This window comes from uncultured Sulfitobacter sp., assembly GCF_947500075.1.
GTDB lineage: Bacteria > Pseudomonadota > Alphaproteobacteria > Rhodobacterales > Rhodobacteraceae > Sulfitobacter.
The window spans coordinates 588,895-606,972 of record NZ_CANMQS010000002.1 but is presented as its reverse complement, the minus strand read 5'-3'; the positions used below and the strand labels follow the sequence as shown (position 1 = coordinate 606,972).

At 61.9% G+C, this 18,078-nt stretch carries 21 protein-coding genes and 1 other RNA gene; 11 read left to right on the top strand and 11 right to left on the bottom strand.

Annotated features, from left to right (window positions below; all coding sequences use genetic code 11):
- Window positions 1–254: 254 nt before the first annotated feature.
- The 7 genes from Q1A91_RS07945 to Q1A91_RS07915 form a co-directional block, all read right to left on the bottom strand.
- Window positions 255–674: an HIT family protein gene (locus Q1A91_RS07945; RefSeq protein ID WP_299875376.1), complete on the bottom strand. Its 420-nt coding sequence runs from the start codon at window positions 672–674 to the stop codon at window positions 255–257.
- A gap of 49 nt (window positions 675–723) precedes the next feature.
- Window positions 724–1,212 (bottom strand): hypothetical protein, encoded by a 489-nt coding sequence (locus Q1A91_RS07940; protein ID WP_299875373.1) that lies wholly within the window; start codon window positions 1,210–1,212, stop codon window positions 724–726.
- Window positions 1,209–2,192 (bottom strand): acryloyl-CoA reductase, encoded by a 984-nt coding sequence (acuI, locus tag Q1A91_RS07935; protein ID WP_299875370.1) that lies wholly within the window; start codon window positions 2,190–2,192, stop codon window positions 1,209–1,211. The genes Q1A91_RS07940 and acuI overlap by 4 nt, the downstream gene beginning before the upstream one ends.
- A 147-nt stretch (window positions 2,193–2,339) precedes the next feature.
- On the bottom strand, window positions 2,340–3,443 hold the full coding sequence (locus Q1A91_RS07930; RefSeq protein ID WP_299875367.1) for a dimethylsulfoniopropionate demethylase: 1,104 nt from the start codon (window positions 3,441–3,443) through the stop codon (window positions 2,340–2,342).
- A complete protein-coding gene (locus Q1A91_RS07925; RefSeq protein WP_299875364.1) occupies window positions 3,443–3,946 on the bottom strand; it encodes a DinB family protein in 504 nt (167 codons plus the stop codon). Before Q1A91_RS07925 ends, Q1A91_RS07930 begins: the two co-directional genes overlap by 1 nt.
- Window positions 3,943–4,650 carry a DUF1326 domain-containing protein gene (locus Q1A91_RS07920; protein WP_299875361.1) on the bottom strand — a complete coding sequence of 236 codons (708 nt, stop codon included), beginning with the start codon at window positions 4,648–4,650 and terminating at the stop codon, window positions 3,943–3,945. The genes Q1A91_RS07925 and Q1A91_RS07920 overlap by 4 nt, the downstream gene beginning before the upstream one ends.
- 3 nt (window positions 4,651–4,653) lie before the next feature.
- On the bottom strand, window positions 4,654–5,451 hold the full coding sequence (locus Q1A91_RS07915) for a DUF2182 domain-containing protein (protein ID WP_299875358.1): 798 nt from the start codon (window positions 5,449–5,451) through the stop codon (window positions 4,654–4,656).
- Between the two features lie 76 nt (window positions 5,452–5,527).
- On the opposite strand from Q1A91_RS07915, the gene Q1A91_RS07910 reads away from it, so the two are divergent.
- From Q1A91_RS07910 to Q1A91_RS07865, 10 genes are all read left to right on the top strand, one after another.
- Entirely contained in the window at window positions 5,528–6,274 is a 747-nt protein-coding gene (locus tag Q1A91_RS07910; RefSeq protein WP_299875355.1) for a FadR/GntR family transcriptional regulator, read from the top strand.
- Window positions 6,275–6,615: 341 nt separating this feature from the next.
- On the top strand, window positions 6,616–7,347 hold the full coding sequence (locus Q1A91_RS07905; protein ID WP_299875352.1) for a VPLPA-CTERM sorting domain-containing protein: 732 nt from the start codon (window positions 6,616–6,618) through the stop codon (window positions 7,345–7,347).
- Between the two features lie 107 nt (window positions 7,348–7,454).
- Window positions 7,455–7,803: a transfer-messenger RNA gene (ssrA, locus tag Q1A91_RS07900) on the top strand.
- 29 nt (window positions 7,804–7,832) lie between these two features.
- A complete protein-coding gene (locus Q1A91_RS07895; protein ID WP_367278657.1) occupies window positions 7,833–8,369 on the top strand; it encodes a CIA30 family protein in 537 nt (178 codons plus the stop codon).
- 111 nt (window positions 8,370–8,480) lie between these two features.
- The gene (locus Q1A91_RS07890) at window positions 8,481–9,293 is read left to right on the top strand and encodes a chromate resistance protein ChrB domain-containing protein (RefSeq protein ID WP_299875350.1); all 813 of its coding nucleotides are present in this window, start codon (window positions 8,481–8,483) and stop codon (window positions 9,291–9,293) included.
- A complete protein-coding gene (gene chrA / locus Q1A91_RS07885; RefSeq protein ID WP_299875348.1) occupies window positions 9,290–10,537 on the top strand; it encodes a chromate efflux transporter in 1,248 nt (415 codons plus the stop codon). Before Q1A91_RS07890 ends, chrA begins: the two co-directional genes overlap by 4 nt.
- Window positions 10,538–10,603: 66 nt before the next feature.
- Window positions 10,604–11,092, top strand: a complete 489-nt coding sequence (locus Q1A91_RS07880) for an SspB family protein (protein WP_299875345.1) — start codon at window positions 10,604–10,606, stop codon at window positions 11,090–11,092.
- 100 nt (window positions 11,093–11,192) lie between these two features.
- Window positions 11,193–12,584 carry a class II fumarate hydratase gene (gene fumC, locus Q1A91_RS07875; RefSeq protein ID WP_299875342.1) on the top strand — a complete coding sequence of 464 codons (1,392 nt, stop codon included), beginning with the start codon at window positions 11,193–11,195 and terminating at the stop codon, window positions 12,582–12,584.
- Window positions 12,581–12,757, top strand: coding sequence for a DUF4169 family protein (locus tag Q1A91_RS07870; RefSeq protein ID WP_299875339.1), 177 nt, complete (start codon window positions 12,581–12,583; stop codon window positions 12,755–12,757). The genes fumC and Q1A91_RS07870 overlap by 4 nt, the downstream gene beginning before the upstream one ends.
- The gene (locus tag Q1A91_RS07865) at window positions 12,754–12,978 is read left to right on the top strand and encodes a ribbon-helix-helix domain-containing protein (protein WP_299875337.1); all 225 of its coding nucleotides are present in this window, start codon (window positions 12,754–12,756) and stop codon (window positions 12,976–12,978) included. Before Q1A91_RS07870 ends, Q1A91_RS07865 begins: the two co-directional genes overlap by 4 nt.
- 299 nt (window positions 12,979–13,277) lie before the next feature.
- Here the strand turns inward: Q1A91_RS07865 and Q1A91_RS07855 are convergent, their stop codons facing one another.
- From Q1A91_RS07855 to Q1A91_RS07840, 4 genes are all read right to left on the bottom strand, one after another.
- Window positions 13,278–14,171: a fructose bisphosphate aldolase gene (locus tag Q1A91_RS07855; protein ID WP_299875334.1), complete on the bottom strand. Its 894-nt coding sequence runs from the start codon at window positions 14,169–14,171 to the stop codon at window positions 13,278–13,280.
- A 73-nt stretch (window positions 14,172–14,244) separates the two neighbouring features.
- Window positions 14,245–15,597, bottom strand: coding sequence for a cytochrome P450 (locus Q1A91_RS07850; RefSeq protein WP_299875331.1), 1,353 nt, complete (start codon window positions 15,595–15,597; stop codon window positions 14,245–14,247).
- On the bottom strand, window positions 15,594–16,856 hold the full coding sequence (locus Q1A91_RS07845; RefSeq protein WP_299875328.1) for a hypothetical protein: 1,263 nt from the start codon (window positions 16,854–16,856) through the stop codon (window positions 15,594–15,596). Before Q1A91_RS07845 ends, Q1A91_RS07850 begins: the two co-directional genes overlap by 4 nt.
- A gap of 78 nt (window positions 16,857–16,934) precedes the next feature.
- On the bottom strand, window positions 16,935–17,687 hold the full coding sequence (locus tag Q1A91_RS07840; protein WP_299875326.1) for a cytochrome c biogenesis CcdA family protein: 753 nt from the start codon (window positions 17,685–17,687) through the stop codon (window positions 16,935–16,937).
- Between the two features lie 93 nt (window positions 17,688–17,780).
- Between Q1A91_RS07840 and Q1A91_RS07835 the strand changes: the two genes are divergently transcribed.
- Window positions 17,781–18,014 carry a sulfurtransferase TusA family protein gene (locus Q1A91_RS07835; RefSeq protein ID WP_299875323.1) on the top strand — a complete coding sequence of 78 codons (234 nt, stop codon included), beginning with the start codon at window positions 17,781–17,783 and terminating at the stop codon, window positions 18,012–18,014.
- Window positions 18,015–18,078: the final 64 nt, after the last annotated feature.

The following is an 18,078-nucleotide window of genomic DNA, read 5'->3' as shown; positions in this document are numbered from 1 at the left end:
AATCTGTCACGGCAAAGGAAAAGAATCCGCCCCTCTACCGCGCAGAGCGCCCAAGTGCTCCGAGGCACTGATAAATATGACAAAATTCCCGACAAAGTTGTGCCAGAGACAAGCCAATGATTTTTCGGCAATTTTTTGCGCATGACGCATTTCGCAGCTTATGTGTCGATCTTTGAACCCGTCAGATCGTGCGACACGCGATTCCTTTTTTGCCCCGCCGGGGGGCTCTGCACTGCGCCGCGCGCGTCCGGGTTTCAGGTTAATGCAGCCGCAATGGCCGCCGCATGGCCCTTGATCACTTCCATGTCCCCCATCACGCCCGCCGGACGCAACGGCAGGCCGTCATGGCGCGGATGGATGTGGAAATGCAAATGGAACACCTCCTGCCCGCCCGCCGCTTCGCTGAACTGCTGCAAGGTGATGCCATCCGCGTTAAACGCCACCTTGGCGGCATTGGCGACCTTCGACACGGTCGCCATACAAGCCGCCAGCTGCGCTGGCGTGGCATCCAGAATGTTCCGGCAGGGGGTCTTTGGAATGACCAGACAATGGCCGTCACTGCGCGGCATGATGTCCATGAAGCAATAGGTCTCATCGTCTTCATAGACAGTGAAACTGGGGATTTCCCCGCGCAGGATCTTGGCGAAAATGTTGTCGGTGTCGTAGGCGGTCATGGAGGTCTCCTGATGTCTCGCGCCACCCTAGGCGCGCCCAACCGCAGCCTCAACCCTTGCGCAACCGCCATTCCGCACTGCGCAGCAAGGCGCGGGAATAAAAGCGATGCGCCGGGATCAGCGCCCGCACCAGACCGGGCAAGGGCTGCCCGTCCCGCGCCACCACGGCAGAGCCGAACAACAGCCGCGTCGTCCCGCCTTCTTTCGGGGCGACAGCCAGCCACGACCGCGTCGCGCCAGACAGATCACACAGCAGGATCTGCCCCTCCGCCCGGTCTTCGACCGTCCAGGCCGCAAACTGCCCCGCACCCTCCGCCAGCGCGGCAACATCCGTATCGCGGATACGGCGGCGCAGGGAGACAGTCAGCACCACCCGCTCCAGCCGAAACAGCCAGGTGGTGTAGAACGCGCTGATGAAGGCGGACAGATCCGCCTCCATCGGGTGCATCACCTCAAAACAATCGGTATAGGCCCCGTCCTGCTCCACATAGCGGTAAAGCTGCGCATCGCGCGGCACCGCACAGGCGCGCGGGATCATGCGTTGACGTCAACCACAACCCGGCCCTTGACCTGACCGGCAAGGATGTCCGCGCCCAGTTGGGGCAGATCAGACAGGGTCGCGGGCTGCACCATCGCTTCCAGCTTGTCCATCGGCAGGTCCTTGGCCAGACGCTCCCAGGCGCGCAGACGGTTATCATAGGGCTGCATGACACTGTCGATGCCCAACAGGTTCACACCGCGCAGCAGGAAGGGAATGACCGTCGCAGGCAGCCCCGCACCGCCCGCAAGACCAACCGCCGCCACAGAGGCCCCGTATTCCATCTGCCCCAACACCCGCGCCAGCATCGCGCCGCCCACGGCATCCACACATCCGCCCCAGGTCTCACCTTCGAGCGGGCGTTTGACCGTCTCGTTGATCTCTTCGCGGGCAACAATCTGTGTCGCACCCAAACCGGTCAGATACTCGGCCGTCTCAGGCCGCCCGGTCACGGCAGCAACCTTGTAACCCAGATTGGCCAGAATGGCTGTCGCAACCGACCCCACGCCACCCGCAGCACCCGTGACCAACACAGGCCCCGACTTGATCCCATGATCCTCCAACGCCATGACCGACAGCATCGCCGTGAACCCAGCCGTGCCCACCGCCATGGCCTGACGTGTGTCCAGCCCTGCGGGCAGCGGCACCAACCAATCGGCTTTCACCCGCGCCTTCTGGGCATACCCGCCCCAATGCGCCTCGCCCACACGCCAGCCGGTCAAAACAACCTTGTCACCCGGCTTGTAGCGGTCATCCTCCGACGCCTCCACCGTACCCGCAAAATCAATCCCCGGCACATGCGGATACTTCCGCACCAGCCCGCCACCGGGCCCAATGCAAAGACCATCCTTGTAATTCACGGTGGAATATTCCACCGCCACGGTCACCTCCCCTTCCGGCAGATCCTCCACGCCGATCTGCGTCACCGCCGCCGAGGTCTTCCCCTCATCATCCTTATTCACCACCAGCGCATTAAACATTCATCTCTCCCTCTGACGGACAACACTGCCCATCTTTTCTCCAAAAATATCCCGGGGTGTCGCCCCAGAGGGGCGCCATCCTTTAGTTTAGACCGCGCCTCTGGCGCGAGGGCAGAGCCCCGAAAATCCCCGCCCTCTCAAAGCGCATTACGCCCAGAAATCCTCATGCACCCGCGCGTCCCGCGGGCCTTCCGGCGTCTCAACCCTCAACTCCGTGCCCGCATCCCAATGGGTCATCCGCACCATGCCAACCGCCACATTGGTCTTGAAATCCGGCGACCAGGCGGCAGAGGTCACCTGCCCCACCCGCTTGCTGCCCGCCATCAACGGCCAAGGCCGGTCACAGGACGGCACCGCATCACCCGCAATATCAATCGCGCGGATCTGCTGGACGGGGCCTTCCTTGGCCACCCTGAGCAGCGCATCGCGTCCGATACAGCCAATCGCCGTCTGCGTGTCACAAAACCGGCCCAGCCCGCATTCATGGGGCGTATTGTCGTCCGTCATGTCATTGCCATAACTCAACAAACCGCTCTCGATCCGCTCAATCCCGTTGGGGCAGCCCGCGCGCACGTCCAGATCCGCACCGTCTTCCATCAGCGCGTGCCACAGGGGCATGCCGATGTCGCCCCCTTCCACATAAATCTCGAACCCGCCCTGCTTGGAATAGCCTGAGCGCGCCACAACCAGATCACGCCCCTGAAAGGAGAACATGCCAAAGCGGAAGAACCGCACTTCGCGCACCGCTTCGCCAAACACCCGCGCCATCAGGTCTTCAGCCTTCGGCCCCTGCACGGCCAGCGGGCTGACGTCCGGCTCATCGACCAGCACATCCAGCCGGTAGCCATTGGCGATGCCCTTGACCCACAGCAGCAAATCACTGTCGGCAATCGAAATCCACCAGCGGTCATCGGCCAGCTTCACCGCCACGGGATCGTTCAACATGCCCCCGGTTTCATCCACGATGGGCACATAGAAACACCGCCCCGGCAGCATGCCGCGCAGATCGCGCGGGGTCAGCATCTGCATCAGACGCGCCGCATCGGGCCCGCGCAGTTCCACCTGCCGCTCCACGGAGACATCCCAGACCTGCACCGCCTCCTTGAGGTGGTGATAGTCCTCCTCAACGCTGCGAAACACCGTCGGCAGAAGCATGTGGTTATAGACCGTGTAGGCCTTGACGCCCGCGGCCTCGACCCCTTCGGAAAAAGGCGTGCGGCGCAACCGGCGGGAGGGGGAAATCAGCGCCATCAGGCATCCTCCGGCATGAAGGGAATATCAGTATCGTCGGTTTTCACGCCCAGTGCGGTGAGCGCTGCATGGACCTGCCCGCGATGGTGGGTCTGGTGATTGAAGAAATGCGCCACGCAGATCGCGTAGGGTTTTGACATCTCACGCCCAAGCGCGCCGGAATACCAGGTCAAATCACCGCTGAACGCATCCATCTCCAGCCCCTCCGCCCAGGTCGCAACCCGTGTATCAAGCGCCGGACGGCCTTCCTTGAGGGCGGCCCAATCATAGGCGCTCCCGGTCTCCGTAAGCGGCTTTGACGGCGCAGCCCCGCCATCAAAGCGCGACATCCACATCATGTCGCCCCACATCAGATGGCTGAGCGTGGCCCGGATGGAGCCCCAGAAAAGCCCCCGGTCCGCTTCGCGCGCCGCGTCGTCAAGCCCGCCCACAGCCGCGAACATCCACCCGTTTTGCCAGCCGTTGTAGCGCGCCATCAGCTGCGCATATTCCGCCGTGATCACGGCTTGGGGCCTTTCCAGTCAATCGGGCAGATCTCGGCCGATTTTCCACCGAAGTCCCAGACGCGGCCATAGTCGCGCACTTTGCTTTTCAGGCCCGTGGCCGCAATGATGTCCGGCCCCATCCAGTATTTGGAATTGCTGACCATCACCGGATGCTCCGGCGATTTGCCTGCCAGCATCTCGATTTCACCGGCGATCTTGCGGCCAATGGTGATGGCGCGGCGGTTGCCGTCGCGGGTGATCTCGACGGGCGCGCGTTCGGCGCCGATGATCTCGCTCACCAGCATGGTGAACAGACCTGTGGTGCCGCCTGCTGCCCCTGAGAAGATCTGCAGGATGCCGTTATAAGCCTTGCCGCTGGCGCGTTCGTCCACATAGGCTGCCACTTTCCAGTTGCCCTCCCCCATGCGGCCCGGAATATCGACCAGCAAGCCCACATTCAGCCCGCCAAGGTCTTCGCCCTCATAGTGACCTTCATCAATCGCGATGGCCATCCAGGCATGGCAATGCCCCTCGGTGGGCGGGTGTGCGCCCAGGCTGACCACGCAGGGGCAGAAGACCTCGCAGGAGCAGTTCAGGAACAACTCCCCCTTGATCGCCCATTCCGTGGGCGTCATCTGACGGCGGCCCGGATTGGGCATGCGGCTGTCGATCCGCTGTGAGATCGGCAGCCTGTCGGCTTTGGCTTTGCGGTTTACCGCCATGATTTATCCTCCCGTTAATACCGTGATATAGGGCCAGACCGCCACGATGCCTGCGCCCGCGATCAGGGCAAAGCCCATTGGTCTTGTCACGTAATGCCCCACCTGTGGCAGCTTTTCGACCACCATAAACAGCGTCGCCAGCCCCATCCACGCCAGGTTCATCACCCCGCCGGCAAACCCCAGCGCCATGAAACCCCAGCAGCAGACCACACAGAACGCGCCCAGCCCCAGCCCCATGCGCAGCCCGCCTGCAAAGCCGGTGCGCCACTGGCCCAGGAAATACATCATCGGGCTGTGACAGACCCCATGGCAGATTTCCTTGGTGCGGGTGAATTGGAACAATCCCACGGCCAGCAGCAACCCTGCCGCAAACCACCGTGATTTCGCGATGCCCAGCATGTCAATCACGCCACCAAAAAGCAAGGCCAGCTGCACGCCGGTGATCAGCGCGGCAAAGGCCACCCACATGATCGAATAGCCCGCCAGCACGCCCAGCCACCCCGCGCGGGTGCCGTCGGCGGAGACGATAAGATCCTCATAGGCGCGCAGCGTCGGCACCAGCGTGGGCAGCATCATCGCCGCCATCATCGCCGCCCACATGATGAACAAGGGCCCGAAGTTGGCCATCGGCATGTACATCGGCATGCGCGGGTCCATCCAGCGCATCCGGTCGCCCATCTCTCCGGGGCGCCCCAGCAGATCCACGTCCATATCCATGGCCATCAGATACATCATCGCCCAGGCCGCAAGGACCAGTCCGAAAAACATCAGCCAGAGAGAGGAACGGATGACAGGGTTCATGAAGGGGTCCGACTCGAGAAGTTGCCAAAGTAATGTCAGACAATTAAGCTGCGGGCAAATCCTAATTGTAAGACATATGCAACTTGACCCTTCCAGCACCGCCGATCTCTCGGCCCAGATTGCCAGCGCCATCCGGGATGCCATCATCTCGGGCAGGCTGATCGTCGATGAACGCCTGCCGTCCGAGGCGGAATTGTCCGACACGTTCAATGTCTCCCGACCGACGGTGCGCGAAGCGCTGAAAAGGCTGGCCGCGCAATCGCTTATCCGCACCCAACGGGGTGCTACGGGCGGGGCATTTGTGAACCGGATCAGCTTTGAAGAAGCCTACAGCCAGCAGATCACCACCTCGACCCTGCTCTTGAGCATGAATGCCGTGAGCTTTGAGACCGCCCTTGAAGCGCGCTATGCGCTGGAACGCGCCTGCGCGCCTTTGGCGGCGGAACGGCGCAGCGCGGATCATCTGGCGGCGATGCGCGCGGAAATTCACCGGCAGGGTCAGCCTGGCCTGACCGATGAAGCCTTCTGTGCCTCCGACGTCGCCTTTCACCGCGCCTTGGTGGATGCCGCAGGCAACCCGGTGCTGAGCTACCAGCTGGCTGGCGCTGTCGAAGCCATGCAGCCCTTGATGAACATGATCACCTTCACCGCCCGCGACCGCGCGCGGATCGTGGCGCTGCATGGGGGTATTGCGGATGCGCTGGAACGGCAGGACGCGCAGGGCACGCGCAGCGGGCTGCAAGCGCTCGAAGAGGAAACCCGGACACTGGGTCAGGACGTGATGGCGCAGCGCGCCGCACGCGCCGCAGAGGCGGACGGGTAATTAAGGCACAGCCAACGCCTGCGCGACATCACGCAAAAACACTTGTTTTGCCTAAAATCTGATTGAAATAGCCTCAAAAAGAAGGCATCAATGTGCAACGCAACGCGAATAAGAACACAGGCATTGTTGCGCTGAGGTCCCCAATGTTCGGGACACACCGGGAAAGACTTTGTTTTTCGGAACAATAATCTCTTGTTTTTTAAAAATGTTTGACTCAAGCCCGTTTTCTAAGGCATGAATATGGCTGTACGAGAAACCGGGGAAAGTTTCGTCCAATGGCCTTATCCAAAGCCAGACTGCTATCTATAGCTCTGTTTGCAAGTACCATCTGCGGCTCTGCCGTGGCGGGAACGCTCCAGCATGCCAAAGAGCCGATATACAGAAGCGAAGCGAAAGTGAACTTTCTGGAGCATGGTTTCCTTGGTGGTGAGGCGATCACCGACCAGTTCCAGTCTTCCGGCGTTTCGTTTTCCGGTCAAATGCGGTGGATCAGCCTGATCCGCAAGCGCCGCGGGGCGCAGGATGCGCTGCTGGCGAACTTCAACCGCGATACAGAGATCAACGCGGCCAACCCGTTTTCCATCAAGTTCGACTATCTGGTGAAGGATGCCACCTTTGCCCTGCACGCCTATGACGCGCTGACCAAGTTCACCGCGCTGCTGCGGGGCCGTGAGGTTGGGTATTTCGAGGCGACCGTGAACGCCAACCGCGTCGAAGACAACGCCTTCGGTTTCACCGGCTTGCGGTTTGACGAGATCCTGATCGATTTCGGCGACAAGGGGTATGGCACATCCTTCGATACGCTGAACTTCAATTATTCCCGCGACCAGCGCGGCAATCTGATCGAAAGTGGTGTACCCGCAGTACGTTACAGGTCGATCTTCAACGAACCTGAGCCTGAGGAAACCGCCGGCGAAGTGCTGTCTGCGAGTGTCGGATCCACCAACCCGGCCTCTGGCACCGCCAGCCAGGTCGGCGCGGTGAACGCGGTGCCTTTGCCTGCTGCATTCTGGATGCTGCTCGCAGGTCTGGGTGGTCTGGCAGCGGCGCGCGCGCGGCGGTCACGCGGTTAACCCAATCTTTACGCTGTTGCGGAGCATTCGCAAAAGTTGACAGCTGTCAACTTTTCACAACCCCTGCGCGATCCCGCCCGGAAATCCAGCACCGCCCCTGCACGAAGCAGATTGAAACGGCGCCCGGTCTCCCCTATATCTGACATGTCCCTCGGGACTATAGACATAAACGCGCTCGTCATAAGCGGATCGGACCCGGGGGCGGTACCCGGCGACTCCACCAATATCCTTCATTTGGGGATCATGGGGTCGAAACAGGATCGACGAACGTCTAAAGGGGTTAGCTTTGTCTCGGTGAGATACCACCGTTATCGGTTCAAAACGTACAATTGCAAATGACAATCGTGCACCAGTAGCGATGGCCGCGTAAGCGACCGGAGTTATTGAAACTTTAAGTCCTAGCGCCTTGCAGCACTAGGCGGGGTTTGCAGGTACCTGGCAACAGAAACCTGCGCTTTCATTTCCTCCACCAAAGAGCGCCCTACATGAAATGGACCGTGGCCAGTCTTGCAGCCCTGTTGCTTACCGGCCCATCCTACGCTGAGGACGCCATGCACATCCTGACACCCGATTGGGAATACGTGGCCGACCGGGTCATGGGCGGCGTCTCCACCGGGCAGATCGCGGCTATGGGCGACGGGGCACGCGCAGCGACGCGGCTGACCGGGACCATCTCGCTCGACAACAACGGCGGGTTTGTGCAGATGGCGTTTGACCTGCGCGAAGATGGCGGCGTGGTGGATGCCAGCGCCTATACCGGCGTCGCAATCACCGTCCGGGGCAATGGCGAAGCCTACGATCTGCGCCTGCGCACCGATCAACTCACCCGTCCGTGGCAATCCTTCCGCACCGATTTCACCGCTCCCGCTGAGTGGACCACCCTGCGCGTCCCCTTCGATGCCTTCCAGTCCCACAAGACCGACGCCACGTTTGACCCCGCGCGTTTGCGCCGGATTGGCGTGCTGGCCATAGGCCGCGTGTTCGAGGCGGAGGTGAGCGTGGCGGAGATCGCGCTCTACTGACGCTTGACAGCATCCGTCCCTCGCGTAGTTTGCGGGGCATGGGGACATCCGCGAACGCCCCGTGAGGCGCCAGCCAGAGGTTCGCATGTATCCAAGTAAAGGACGCATGCCATGGCAGCCCCAAATGCAATCACGACTGCACAACTTCTTCGTCTGATCGGCACACCGGAATGTCCGGTGATCGTGGATATCTCCATTGATCCGGATTTTGCGGAGGATCCCTTTTTCATCCCCGGCGCATTTCGCCACCCGCACACCGACATCCCCGGCCTGATCACGCTGCTGGACGGACGGCCGAGCGTGGTCACCTGTCAGCAAGGCATCAAGTTGAGCCAGGGATTGACCGCGCAGCTTCGGGTCGCGGGATTGCGCTCTGAGTATCTGGTGGGCGGCAACTACGCCTGGCGGGACCACAAGGGCGCGCCCCGCGTCCCCGCCAGCGCCCTGCCCGACCCGGTGGATGGCACCACGCTGTGGGTCACACGCCACCGCCCGCGCGTGGACCGCATCGCCTGTCCCTGGCTGATCCGCCGTTTTGTCGATCCGACCGCCCGGTTCCTCTATGTGTCCCCCGCCGAAGTGATGGGTGTGGCCGACCGCTTTGGCGCGACCCCCTTTGACATCGAAGGCGCGACGCTCAGCCACCTGGGCGACAAATGCACCTTTGATGCGATGCTGGATGCCTTTGGTCTGCATACCGAGGCGCTGGACCGTCTGGCGGGCGTGGTGCGTGCCGCGGATACGGACACCCACGCCGCGGCCCCGCAGGCGGCGGGGCTGCTCGCGCTTTCTGTCGGTCTGTCGCGGCAATACCGCGACGACAATGCGCAGCTTGAGGCGGGGCTGGCGATCTATGACGCGCTCTACCGGTGGGCGCGGGACGGCGCGGATGAGGTGCACGGCACGCCCGGTGGCCCGTTGTGAGCGTGCAGAGCTGGTCCGAGCTGACCCGCGTGTTCGGGCGCATCGGGCTGTTGTCTTTCGGTGGTCCCGCCGCGCAGATTGCGTTGATGCACAAGGAGTTGGTTGAAGACCGTGCCTGGCTGTCCGAAGCCAGTTACCTGCGCGCGCTGTCTTTGTGCATGCTGTTGCCGGGGCCCGAGGCGATGCAGCTTGCCACCTACGCAGGCTGGCGGCTGCGGGGTGTTGCGGGGGGATTGCTGGCGGGGGTGTTGTTTGTCGTCCCCGGCGCGCTGGTGATTGCGCTGCTGGCGCTTGGGTATGCCTATCTGGGCCAGCTACCGCTGGTGCAGGCGGCCTTTGTCGGGATCAAGGCGGCGGTGATCGTGGTGGTGTTTCAGGCGCTGCGCAAGGTGGCGGGCAAGGCGCTCAATGGCGCGCAGGGATGGGCGCTGGCGGTGGGGTCGTTTCTGGCGCTCTTCGTGCTGGGCCTGCCCTTTCCGCTGATCATTCTGGCGGCCGCGCTTTGGGGCATGTGGGCCAGCACATCCGCACCGGCCGATATCCCGCCCCCGCCCGGCGCGCCTGCGCAGAGCCTGCGCACCATCCTGATCTGGGGCGCGCTTTGGGCGGCTCCCTTGCTGATGCTCTGGGGGTTGGGCCAGGATTTCCTGCTGCACCTGGGGTTGTTCTTTTCCAAGCTCGCCGTGGTGACCTTTGGCGGGGCCTATGCGGTTTTGGCCTATATGACGCAGACGGTGGTGCAGGAGTATGGCTGGATCACCACCGATCAGATGATCGACGCGCTGGGGCTGGCGGAGACGACGCCGGGGCCGCTGATTTTGGTGACCGAGTTTGTGGCGTTGCTGGCAGGCTTTGCGCAGGGCGGCATCAGCGGCGCCATTGCGGCGGGGCTGGTGGCGCTTTGGGTGACGTTTACGCCCTGTTTTCTGTGGATCTTCCTTGCCGGCCCCTATCTGGAGCGCATCTCGGCGCAGCCGCGTCTGGCAGGCGCGTTGCAGGCGATCACGGCGGCGGTGGTGGGGGTGATTGCCAATCTGTCGATCTGGTTTGCGCTGCATGTGCTGTTCCGGGACGTGCAGCCCGCGCAGGTGCTCGCCATCCCTGCCCCGGTGCTGGCCAGTTTTGATGGGGTTGCAGCGCTTCTGACCGTGGGTGCTGCGGTTCTGATGTTGGCATTGCGGCGCGGATTTGTGCTGAGCATGGGGTTTCTTGCGCTCGTCGGCATGTTGGTGGGATTGCTGTAGCCGCCCCCCTTTCCCTCCGCCGCAAATGGGGTATGGTGAGGCGTGGGAGAGCGACCGGAGACGCACATGAGCCGCGACATCGATTACGGCAATCTGATGCACGAAGCCATGCGGGGCCTGATCCGCAAGGTCCTTTTGGACGTGGCGGACCGGGGGTTGCCCGGCAACCACCATTTTTTCATCACCTTCGACACGTCGCATCCGGATGCGGAACTGGCCGATTGGCTGTCAGACCGCTATCCCGGAGAGATGACCGTGGTCATGCAGCATTGGTATGACGGGCTTGAGGTCACCGAAGAAGGGTTTTCGGTCACGCTGAACTTTGGCGACGCGCCGGAGCCTTTGTATATCCCCTATGATGCAATCCGCACCTTTGTGGATCCGTCTGTGGAGTTTGGCCTGCGGTTTGAGCAGCAGGACGGCGAAGAGAAAGAGACCGAAACCCTGATCGAGGTTTCCGCCGAGCAGGCGGAGAAAGAACCCGCCACGCTTGAGGTCGCCGAAGAGGAAGCGAAACCGGCTGAGATCGTCTCTCTCGACAGTTTTCGCAAATAGCAGCGGGGCGGCCAGAACGCGGATCGGGTCGGCGGTGATTGCACCTGCGGGGTCAGGGCGCTAAACCCACGGGCAAACGTAGCCTTTTCAGGAGCCCCCCATGGCCGATACCCGCACCGAAACCGACAGCTTTGGCCCTCTCGAAGTCCCTGCCGACAAGTATTGGGGCGCGCAGACGCAGCGGTCCATCATGAATTTCCCGATTGGCTGGGAACGCCAGCCGGTGGCGATTGTGCGGGCTTTGGGTGTGGTGAAGAAGGCCTGCGCGACGGTGAACCTTGGATTTGGCGATCTGGACGCCGCTTTGGCGCCGGCCATTCAGCAGGCCGCGCAGGAGGTGATTGACGGCAAGTTTGACGATCACTTCCCGCTGGTGGTCTGGCAGACCGGGTCGGGCACGCAGTCGAACATGAACGCCAATGAGGTGATCTCGAACCGCGCGATTGAGATTCTGGGGGGAGAGCTGGCTTCGAAATCGCCCGTGCATCCGAATGACCATTGCAACATGGGGCAATCCTCCAACGATACCTTCCCCACGGCGATGCACGTGGGCATCGGCATGATGGCACGTGATACGCTGTTGCCGGGGCTGCGCAAGTTGCAGGCGGCGCTGGCGGCGAAGTCCGAGGAATTCAAGGACATCATCAAGATTGGCCGGACCCACACGCAGGATGCGACGCCCCTCACGCTGGGGCAGGAATTTGGCGGCTACGCGCATCAGATGACCAAAGCGATTGAGCGTGTGGAGGCGTGTCTGCCTGACATCTATGAACTGGCGCAGGGCGGCACGGCGGTGGGCACCGGGTTGAACACCCGCAAGGGCTTTGCAGAGAAAGTGGCGGCGGAGATTGCACAGATCACCGGTCTGCCCTTTGTCACCGCGCCCAACAAGTTTGAAGCACTGGCAGCCCATGATGCGATGGTCATGTTTTCCGGCGCGTTGAAATCTGTTGCGGCGTCGATGTTCAAGATTGCCAATGACATGCGGTTGCTGGGCTCTGGTCCACGGTCGGGTCTGGGGGAGTTGATCCTGCCGGAGAACGAGCCGGGGTCCTCGATCATGCCGGGCAAGGTGAACCCCACACAGGCCGAGGCGCTGACGATGGTCTGTGCCCATGTGATGGGCAACGATGCCGCCGTGGGCATGGCCGGGTCGCAGGGACATTTCGAGCTGAACGTCTACAACCCGATGATGAGCTATAACGTCATGCAATCCATGCAGCTTCTGGGCGATGCGGCGGGATCGTTCACCGACAACATGGTTGTCGGCACGCAGGCCAATGAAGAACGCATCGACAAGCTGATGAAGGAAAGCCTGATGCTGGTCACAGCATTGGCACCGACGATTGGCTATGACAATGCCACCAAGGTCGCCAAGACCGCGCATAAGAACGGCACAACCCTGAAGGAAGAGGCCATTGCGCTGGGGTTTGTCGATGCAGAGACCTTTGAACGGGTCGTGCGACCCGAAAACATGATTGGACCCAAATGAGCGCCCCCATCAACCTCAACAAGGTGAAGAAAGAGCGCAACCGCGCGTCCCGCAAGGCCCGCGCTGATGAGAACGCCGTGGCATTCGGACAGACCAAGGCCCAGAAAGAAGCGTTGAAAGCGCGGGCTGAAAAGATTGCGCGCAATCTTGAGGCGCACAAACGCGAGACATGAGCGGCCGCCCGGTCAAACACTCCGTGACGCTGAAGGGGCATCGGACATCGGTGTCGCTGGAGGATGAGTTCTGGGCGGAGTTTCGCAGTCTGGCTGCGGAAAAAGACATGCCGATCAATGCTTTGGTGGCGCAGATTGATGCGGAACGGGGCTTGGATCTGGGGCTGGCCTCGGCGATCCGGCTCTATGTGCTGCGGGCGTTAAAGGATCGTTTACCTTAAATGTTCTACGGTCGGGGCATGCGATTTTCTGCGTCCCCCTTGACCACCCATGAATGGGTCACTGATCTGTTCAGTTCGTGTGCAGCAGCGACCGGAGGCGTTATCCGTCGAAAGAAACGCGATATCGAGCGCTATGTGGGGATGACTGAATTCGAAGATGAATTGCGCCGTCGTGGATTCCACGCAATTGAGAACGCCGGACAGCTTGTTATCTTCTGCAATCAAGAACCCATACGCAGGGTTGTTTGATCGTTTTCTTTGAAAGAAAACGGTCGGAAATTTTCAAAATTTCCGAGTTTTCACGCCACCGACGCGTTGTAGATCTTGTCGATGTTCCCGCCAAGCGCCGCCTGAAACTCCGCGTCAGACATCTTCACGTTCAACCCTTCGGTCAGCGCCCGTGAAAAGCTCGCGATCATCTTGGCATTGCGCGCCAGCCGCGCAGAAGCCTCATCGGTCGAATAGCCCCCCGACAGCGCCACTACCCGCAGCACATTGGCATGGGCCGACACGCCGTCATACAAACCCACCGTTTCCGGCAGGGTCAGTTTGAGCATCACCAGTTCATCGGGTTTCAACGTCTCCAGATGCCGCGCCAAAGCGGCGGCCAGCATGTCTTCCGCGGCTGCCTTGCTCTGCGAATGAATGTTCACCTCCGGTTCAATGATCGGCACCAGACCGGCGGCGCACACCTGACGGGCAACCGCAAACTGCTGGGCGACAACGGCTTCGACCCCGGCTTCGTTGGCCGCATGGATGACGGAGCGTTCCTTGGTGCCAAAGATGCCCTTTTCGACCGCACGGGCCAGCAGCGCATCCAGATCCGGCATCGGCTTCATCAGCTGCGCATCGTCTGCCTGATCCTCAAGACCCTTGTCGATCTTGAGAAACGGCACCACGCCGCGATCGTTCCACAGCAGATCAGCGACCGGCTTGCCGTTGATTTCACTGTCCATGGTGCGTTCAAACAGGATCGCACCGATGATCTTGTCAGAGGTAAAGGCATCCGCCAGAATGATCCGCGCGCGCATTTCGTGCATCTTGGCAAACATCTCTGCATCGCCGGAATAGTCAGTGGGTTCAACGCCATACAGGCTCAAAGCCTTGGGCGTGGAGCCGCCGGATTGATCCAAAGCTGCGATGAACCCCTGCCCGGTTTCAACCTGTGCGCGCTGTGCCTCGTTCATGGCCATTGTGATCCACCCCTGTTCACTGATTCCGTTTGCGCCGTTTTAGGGCAATCCGCAGCGTGATGGTAGTCACCTCTCACCGCCGCTCCAGACGCAGGGTGATGCCATCGGCAGACCTCACCGTCAGATGCGCCACCGGCACCGGCACCTTGCCTTGGACAGGCAAAACCCGGAAATCCCGCAACAGGCGCGACAGGATCAGCGGCCCTTCGATCATGGCAAAGCCCGCACCGGGGCAGACACGGGGGCCTGCGGAGAACGGAATGAACGCATCGCGCATGCACTGCTTGCCATTGTCGGTCTGCCAGCGCGCGGGATCAAAACCATCGGGGTTGTCCCACAGGCGTTCGTGGCGGTGCAGGTGCCAAGGGCTGAGCACCAGTTGCGCGCCTTTGGGTGCTGTGCGGTCGCGGAAGCGTTCGGGGCATTGCGCCTCGCGCACCATCATGGGCACAGGCGGGTAGAGGCGCAGCGCCTCGCGAAAGACATCGCGGCTGAGGCGGAGTTTGGACATGACGGCGAAGTCTTCGCCCGCCATCACCTGTGCCTCTGTCGCCAGACGGTCCTGCCAGTCGGGGTTGGTTGCCATCAAATAGAGCGTCCAGGCCAGGGCGGAGGCGCTGGTTTCATGGCCTGCCAGAAAGAAGATCGCGACCTGATCGACCATTTCCTGTGCTGTGAAACGCGCGCCCGTCTCCGGATCAACTGTGGTCATGATCTTGGTCGCCAGATCATCGGGCGCGGTGCCTGCGTCGATCTCGCGCTGGCGCGCCTCCGTGAGGTCGGTGATCAGCCGCCGGATATGGGCGGCAGAGGCTTTGGTGTCCTTGCGAAAGAAACGCGGCATCCAGCGGGGCAGCGGGATAAACGCGCCGAGGTTCAGCAAAGGCTGCGTGCGTTGGTAGGATTTGAAGGCTTCAAACACCGCATTGGCCTGCGGCGCTTCGATGGGAATGGAGAACAACGTGCGGAAAATCACATCGGCGGCCACATGGCTGCAAAAGGGTTCGATGTCCAGCGGGGCATCGGCGGCTTGCCCTGCCCGTGCAGCGGCGGCTTCGGCGGCCTGCCACATGGCGGGGAAGGTTTCGCGCAGCCGACCCCCTTCGAATGCGGGGTCAATGATCCGCCGCTGACGCTTCCACGTCTCGCCATTGGTCAGAAAGACGGAATTGCCCAGCAGCGGACGCAGCCCTTCGCTGATGCGGTCGGATTTCGGAAAATCACCGGGCCGTTCCTTCAGCAGGGTTTTGACCAGCGCGGGCTGGTTCATCAGGAAACTGCGGAAGAAGGGTGTGCGAAACTCAGCCATCCACGCGCGGTAGAGGCGCGCGGGCTGGGCCGACAGGATGTCCTGCCGGAAAAGCTTGGTGTACTGCCACAGCGACACCTTGTCGGGGCGGCTGGGGGGTTTGGGCGGCAGCGTCATGCGGCGCGGGAGGTGAACTTGTTCACCGGGCGTTCGATGCGGGATTTCGACGGGGCACGGTCTGCGTAGCGGGTGCCGAGGGTCAGAGGGCCTGCGGTGATGCGGAAATAGTCGTAATCGCGCGGGCGGTCGAAGGCGCAGAGGTATTGGAAATGCAGGCGGAAAAAGCGCCAGCGCAGTTCTTTCCAGCGCGCGGGGCTGAGGGTCTGGGTGAAGGCGGCGGAGAAGACCAGCGGCCAGCGTTTATCCTCTGGTGCGGCACCAGAGACGGCGACGGGGTCACACAGCGCAAAGGCGCAGCCGTCACCGGGGGCGGTCACATCGACCCAGGTGAGCGCATCGCTGGAGGACAGGTCATGCAGGTCGGCGCGCAGGCGGTGGGCGTCGGGCAGGAAAGAGACCATGGGCACCACCTGCCCCAGCGACAGGAACGACAGCGCGGGGCCGTCTACAGGCACCCTGCCCGCGCGGATCAGATCGGCGAGGATCGACACACCCAAATGCGCACCGGAGGAATGGCCGACGACCAGCACTTCGTCTGTGTCGCTGTGCAGCGCATCAGCGATGGTGTCGGCAAAACTGGCAATCCGCGCTTCCAGTTCGGGCGGATTGGCGCCGCGAGAGGAGGCGGAATAGGAATAATCGTGCATCAGGTAGTAGGCGAAGAACTTGCCGTCCTTGGCTTTGAACCAGCGCAGCAGGCCCACAGCGCTCAGCAAGCCGGCAGAAGCGGCAACGGCTGTGCCGCCAAGGGCTGCGTCCTCTGGTCCGGTGACCAGACCGATCAGCGATGAGGTCAGCGCTCCGGCGGCCAAGGACACGAGCCAGCCAAAGAGCACCGCCAGCAGCAATTGCGCGACCAGCATGCCCACCGGGTAAAGTGCGGCAATCACCGGCCCCTTGCGCAGCTTCATCAACCGCCAGAGCGCACCGGTGGAGATGTAGACCCAAGCGGTGCGGATCAGTTGCAGATAGGTGGCGGGGATCGAGGTGCTCATGCTGTCGCGCACGATGTCGGACCAGACGAGGACTTCGACGTCCGTTTGGGTGGTCTGCCCGTCCATCGTGGCATCCAGCTGCCAGCCGTAGTTGGCCTGTTTCGGGGCGGGTTTGAGCGTGATTTCATAGCCGGAAATCTCCGCCTGAGCGGCACTTTCCGTGCGGTACAGCTCCCGGTAGCGGCGGGGATGAATCGGATCATAGCCGGGGATGTAGAACACCCGGCGACGTGTCACCTGACCTTGATCCAAACTGCTCATTGCGCCCTCGTTTCATGCGGCGTTTGGGCAGAGCATAGCGATTATTGACGGCAAGAGTAAGGCGTGGCGATGGCGGGATCAGCCCAGCGTGGCGAGGGCCGGGAAGGTCTCCAGCAGCCAGAAGGCGAAGGACGTGAAGGCCCCTGTGACCATCGCAAGACCCACGGCAATCAACAGCCCGCCCATCACACGCTCAATCAGCTTCATGTGGCGTTTGATGCGGTTCATCACACCCATGGCGCGGGTGATGAACATCGCCGCCAGCAGGAACGGGATGCCGAGCCCGGCGGCATAGACCCCCAGCAGCAGCGTGCCTTTGGTCACCGATGCCTCGGATGCGGCAAGGGACAGGATCGCGCCCAGTTGCGGGCCGATGCAGGGGGTCCAGCCGAAGGCAAAGGCGAGGCCGAGGACATAGGCCCCAAAGCTCGATCCACCTTTGTCGCCTGCGTCCAGACGCGCTTCCTGATCAAGGAAGGGTATGCGGAAGAGGCCCACGAAATGCAGGCCGAAGATGATGATCACCACGCCGGAGATTTGGGCGAAAAGCACCTGATTTTGCAGGAAAAACATGCCAAAGGCTGAGGCCGTGAAGCCAAGGATCAGAAAGACCGTACTGAGCCCCATGACAAAGAACAATGCGGCAATCACCGCCTTGCGGCGGGCGGAGGCTTCATTGGAGATATCCCCCAGCGACACGCCGCTCATATAGGCCAGATAGGGCGGCACGATGGGCAAGACGCAGGGCGACAGGAAGCTCAGCACGCCAGCAACCAGCGCGATGAGGATGGCAGGCAGCAGCCCTGCGTCGATCAATTCAAATCCGAACATGCCCCACGTCTAGCGATGAAATCGGGAGAGGTCACGCGACAGGTGGTCACAAGGCTGTGGACGCGGTGTAACAACTGGCCTATCTCGCGGGTCATGAGCGAACATGATCTTGATGCCACCGGGCTGCTGTGCCCCCTGCCCGTGCTGAAACTGCGCAAACGTCTGGGGCCGTTGGCGGTTGGGGAGACGCTGACATTGCGGGCCGATGACCCGGCGGCGATTGTCGATGTGCCACATTTCTGCGCGCAAGCCGGGCATGATCTGGTGGAGACGCGGGATGAGGGCGCGGCGCAGGTTTACGTGGTGCGCAAGGGCGCGCGCCGCTAGACGCGCATGGTGTTCCGCGAAAAAGAAAAAGGCAGGCCCGGATGGACCTGCCTTTTCGCTTTTG

Excerpts from the sequence above, each read along its gene's own strand:
- Q1A91_RS07895 (WP_367278657.1), top strand. The coding sequence starts at position 7,833 with ATGAAATGGACCGTGGCCAGTCTTGCAGCCCTGTTGCTTACCGGCCCA.
- Q1A91_RS07865 (WP_299875337.1), top strand. The coding sequence starts at position 12,754 with ATGAGCGGCCGCCCGGTCAAACACTCCGTGACGCTGAAGGGGCATCGG.
- Q1A91_RS07940 (WP_299875373.1), bottom strand. The coding sequence starts at position 1,212 with ATGATCCCGCGCGCCTGTGCGGTGCCGCGCGATGCGCAGCTTTACCGC.
- Q1A91_RS07880 (WP_299875345.1), top strand. The coding sequence starts at position 10,604 with ATGAGCCGCGACATCGATTACGGCAATCTGATGCACGAAGCCATGCGG.
- Q1A91_RS07835 (WP_299875323.1), top strand. The coding sequence starts at position 17,781 with ATGAGCGAACATGATCTTGATGCCACCGGGCTGCTGTGCCCCCTGCCC.
- acuI (WP_299875370.1), bottom strand. The coding sequence starts at position 2,192 with ATGTTTAATGCGCTGGTGGTGAATAAGGATGATGAGGGGAAGACCTCG.
- fumC (WP_299875342.1), top strand. The coding sequence starts at position 11,193 with ATGGCCGATACCCGCACCGAAACCGACAGCTTTGGCCCTCTCGAAGTC.
- Q1A91_RS07840 (WP_299875326.1), bottom strand. The coding sequence starts at position 17,687 with ATGTTCGGATTTGAATTGATCGACGCAGGGCTGCTGCCTGCCATCCTC.
- Q1A91_RS07910 (WP_299875355.1), top strand. The coding sequence starts at position 5,528 with ATGCAACTTGACCCTTCCAGCACCGCCGATCTCTCGGCCCAGATTGCC.
- Q1A91_RS07920 (WP_299875361.1), bottom strand. The coding sequence starts at position 4,650 with ATGGCGGTAAACCGCAAAGCCAAAGCCGACAGGCTGCCGATCTCACAG.
- Q1A91_RS07845 (WP_299875328.1), bottom strand. The coding sequence starts at position 16,856 with ATGAGCAGTTTGGATCAAGGTCAGGTGACACGTCGCCGGGTGTTCTAC.
- Q1A91_RS07870 (WP_299875339.1), top strand. The coding sequence starts at position 12,581 with ATGAGCGCCCCCATCAACCTCAACAAGGTGAAGAAAGAGCGCAACCGC.
- Q1A91_RS07930 (WP_299875367.1), bottom strand. The coding sequence starts at position 3,443 with ATGGCGCTGATTTCCCCCTCCCGCCGGTTGCGCCGCACGCCTTTTTCC.
- Q1A91_RS07945 (WP_299875376.1), bottom strand. The coding sequence starts at position 674 with ATGACCGCCTACGACACCGACAACATTTTCGCCAAGATCCTGCGCGGG.
- Q1A91_RS07890 (WP_299875350.1), top strand. The coding sequence starts at position 8,481 with ATGGCAGCCCCAAATGCAATCACGACTGCACAACTTCTTCGTCTGATC.
- Q1A91_RS07915 (WP_299875358.1), bottom strand. The coding sequence starts at position 5,451 with ATGAACCCTGTCATCCGTTCCTCTCTCTGGCTGATGTTTTTCGGACTG.
- Q1A91_RS07855 (WP_299875334.1), bottom strand. The coding sequence starts at position 14,171 with ATGGCCATGAACGAGGCACAGCGCGCACAGGTTGAAACCGGGCAGGGG.
- Q1A91_RS07850 (WP_299875331.1), bottom strand. The coding sequence starts at position 15,597 with ATGACGCTGCCGCCCAAACCCCCCAGCCGCCCCGACAAGGTGTCGCTG.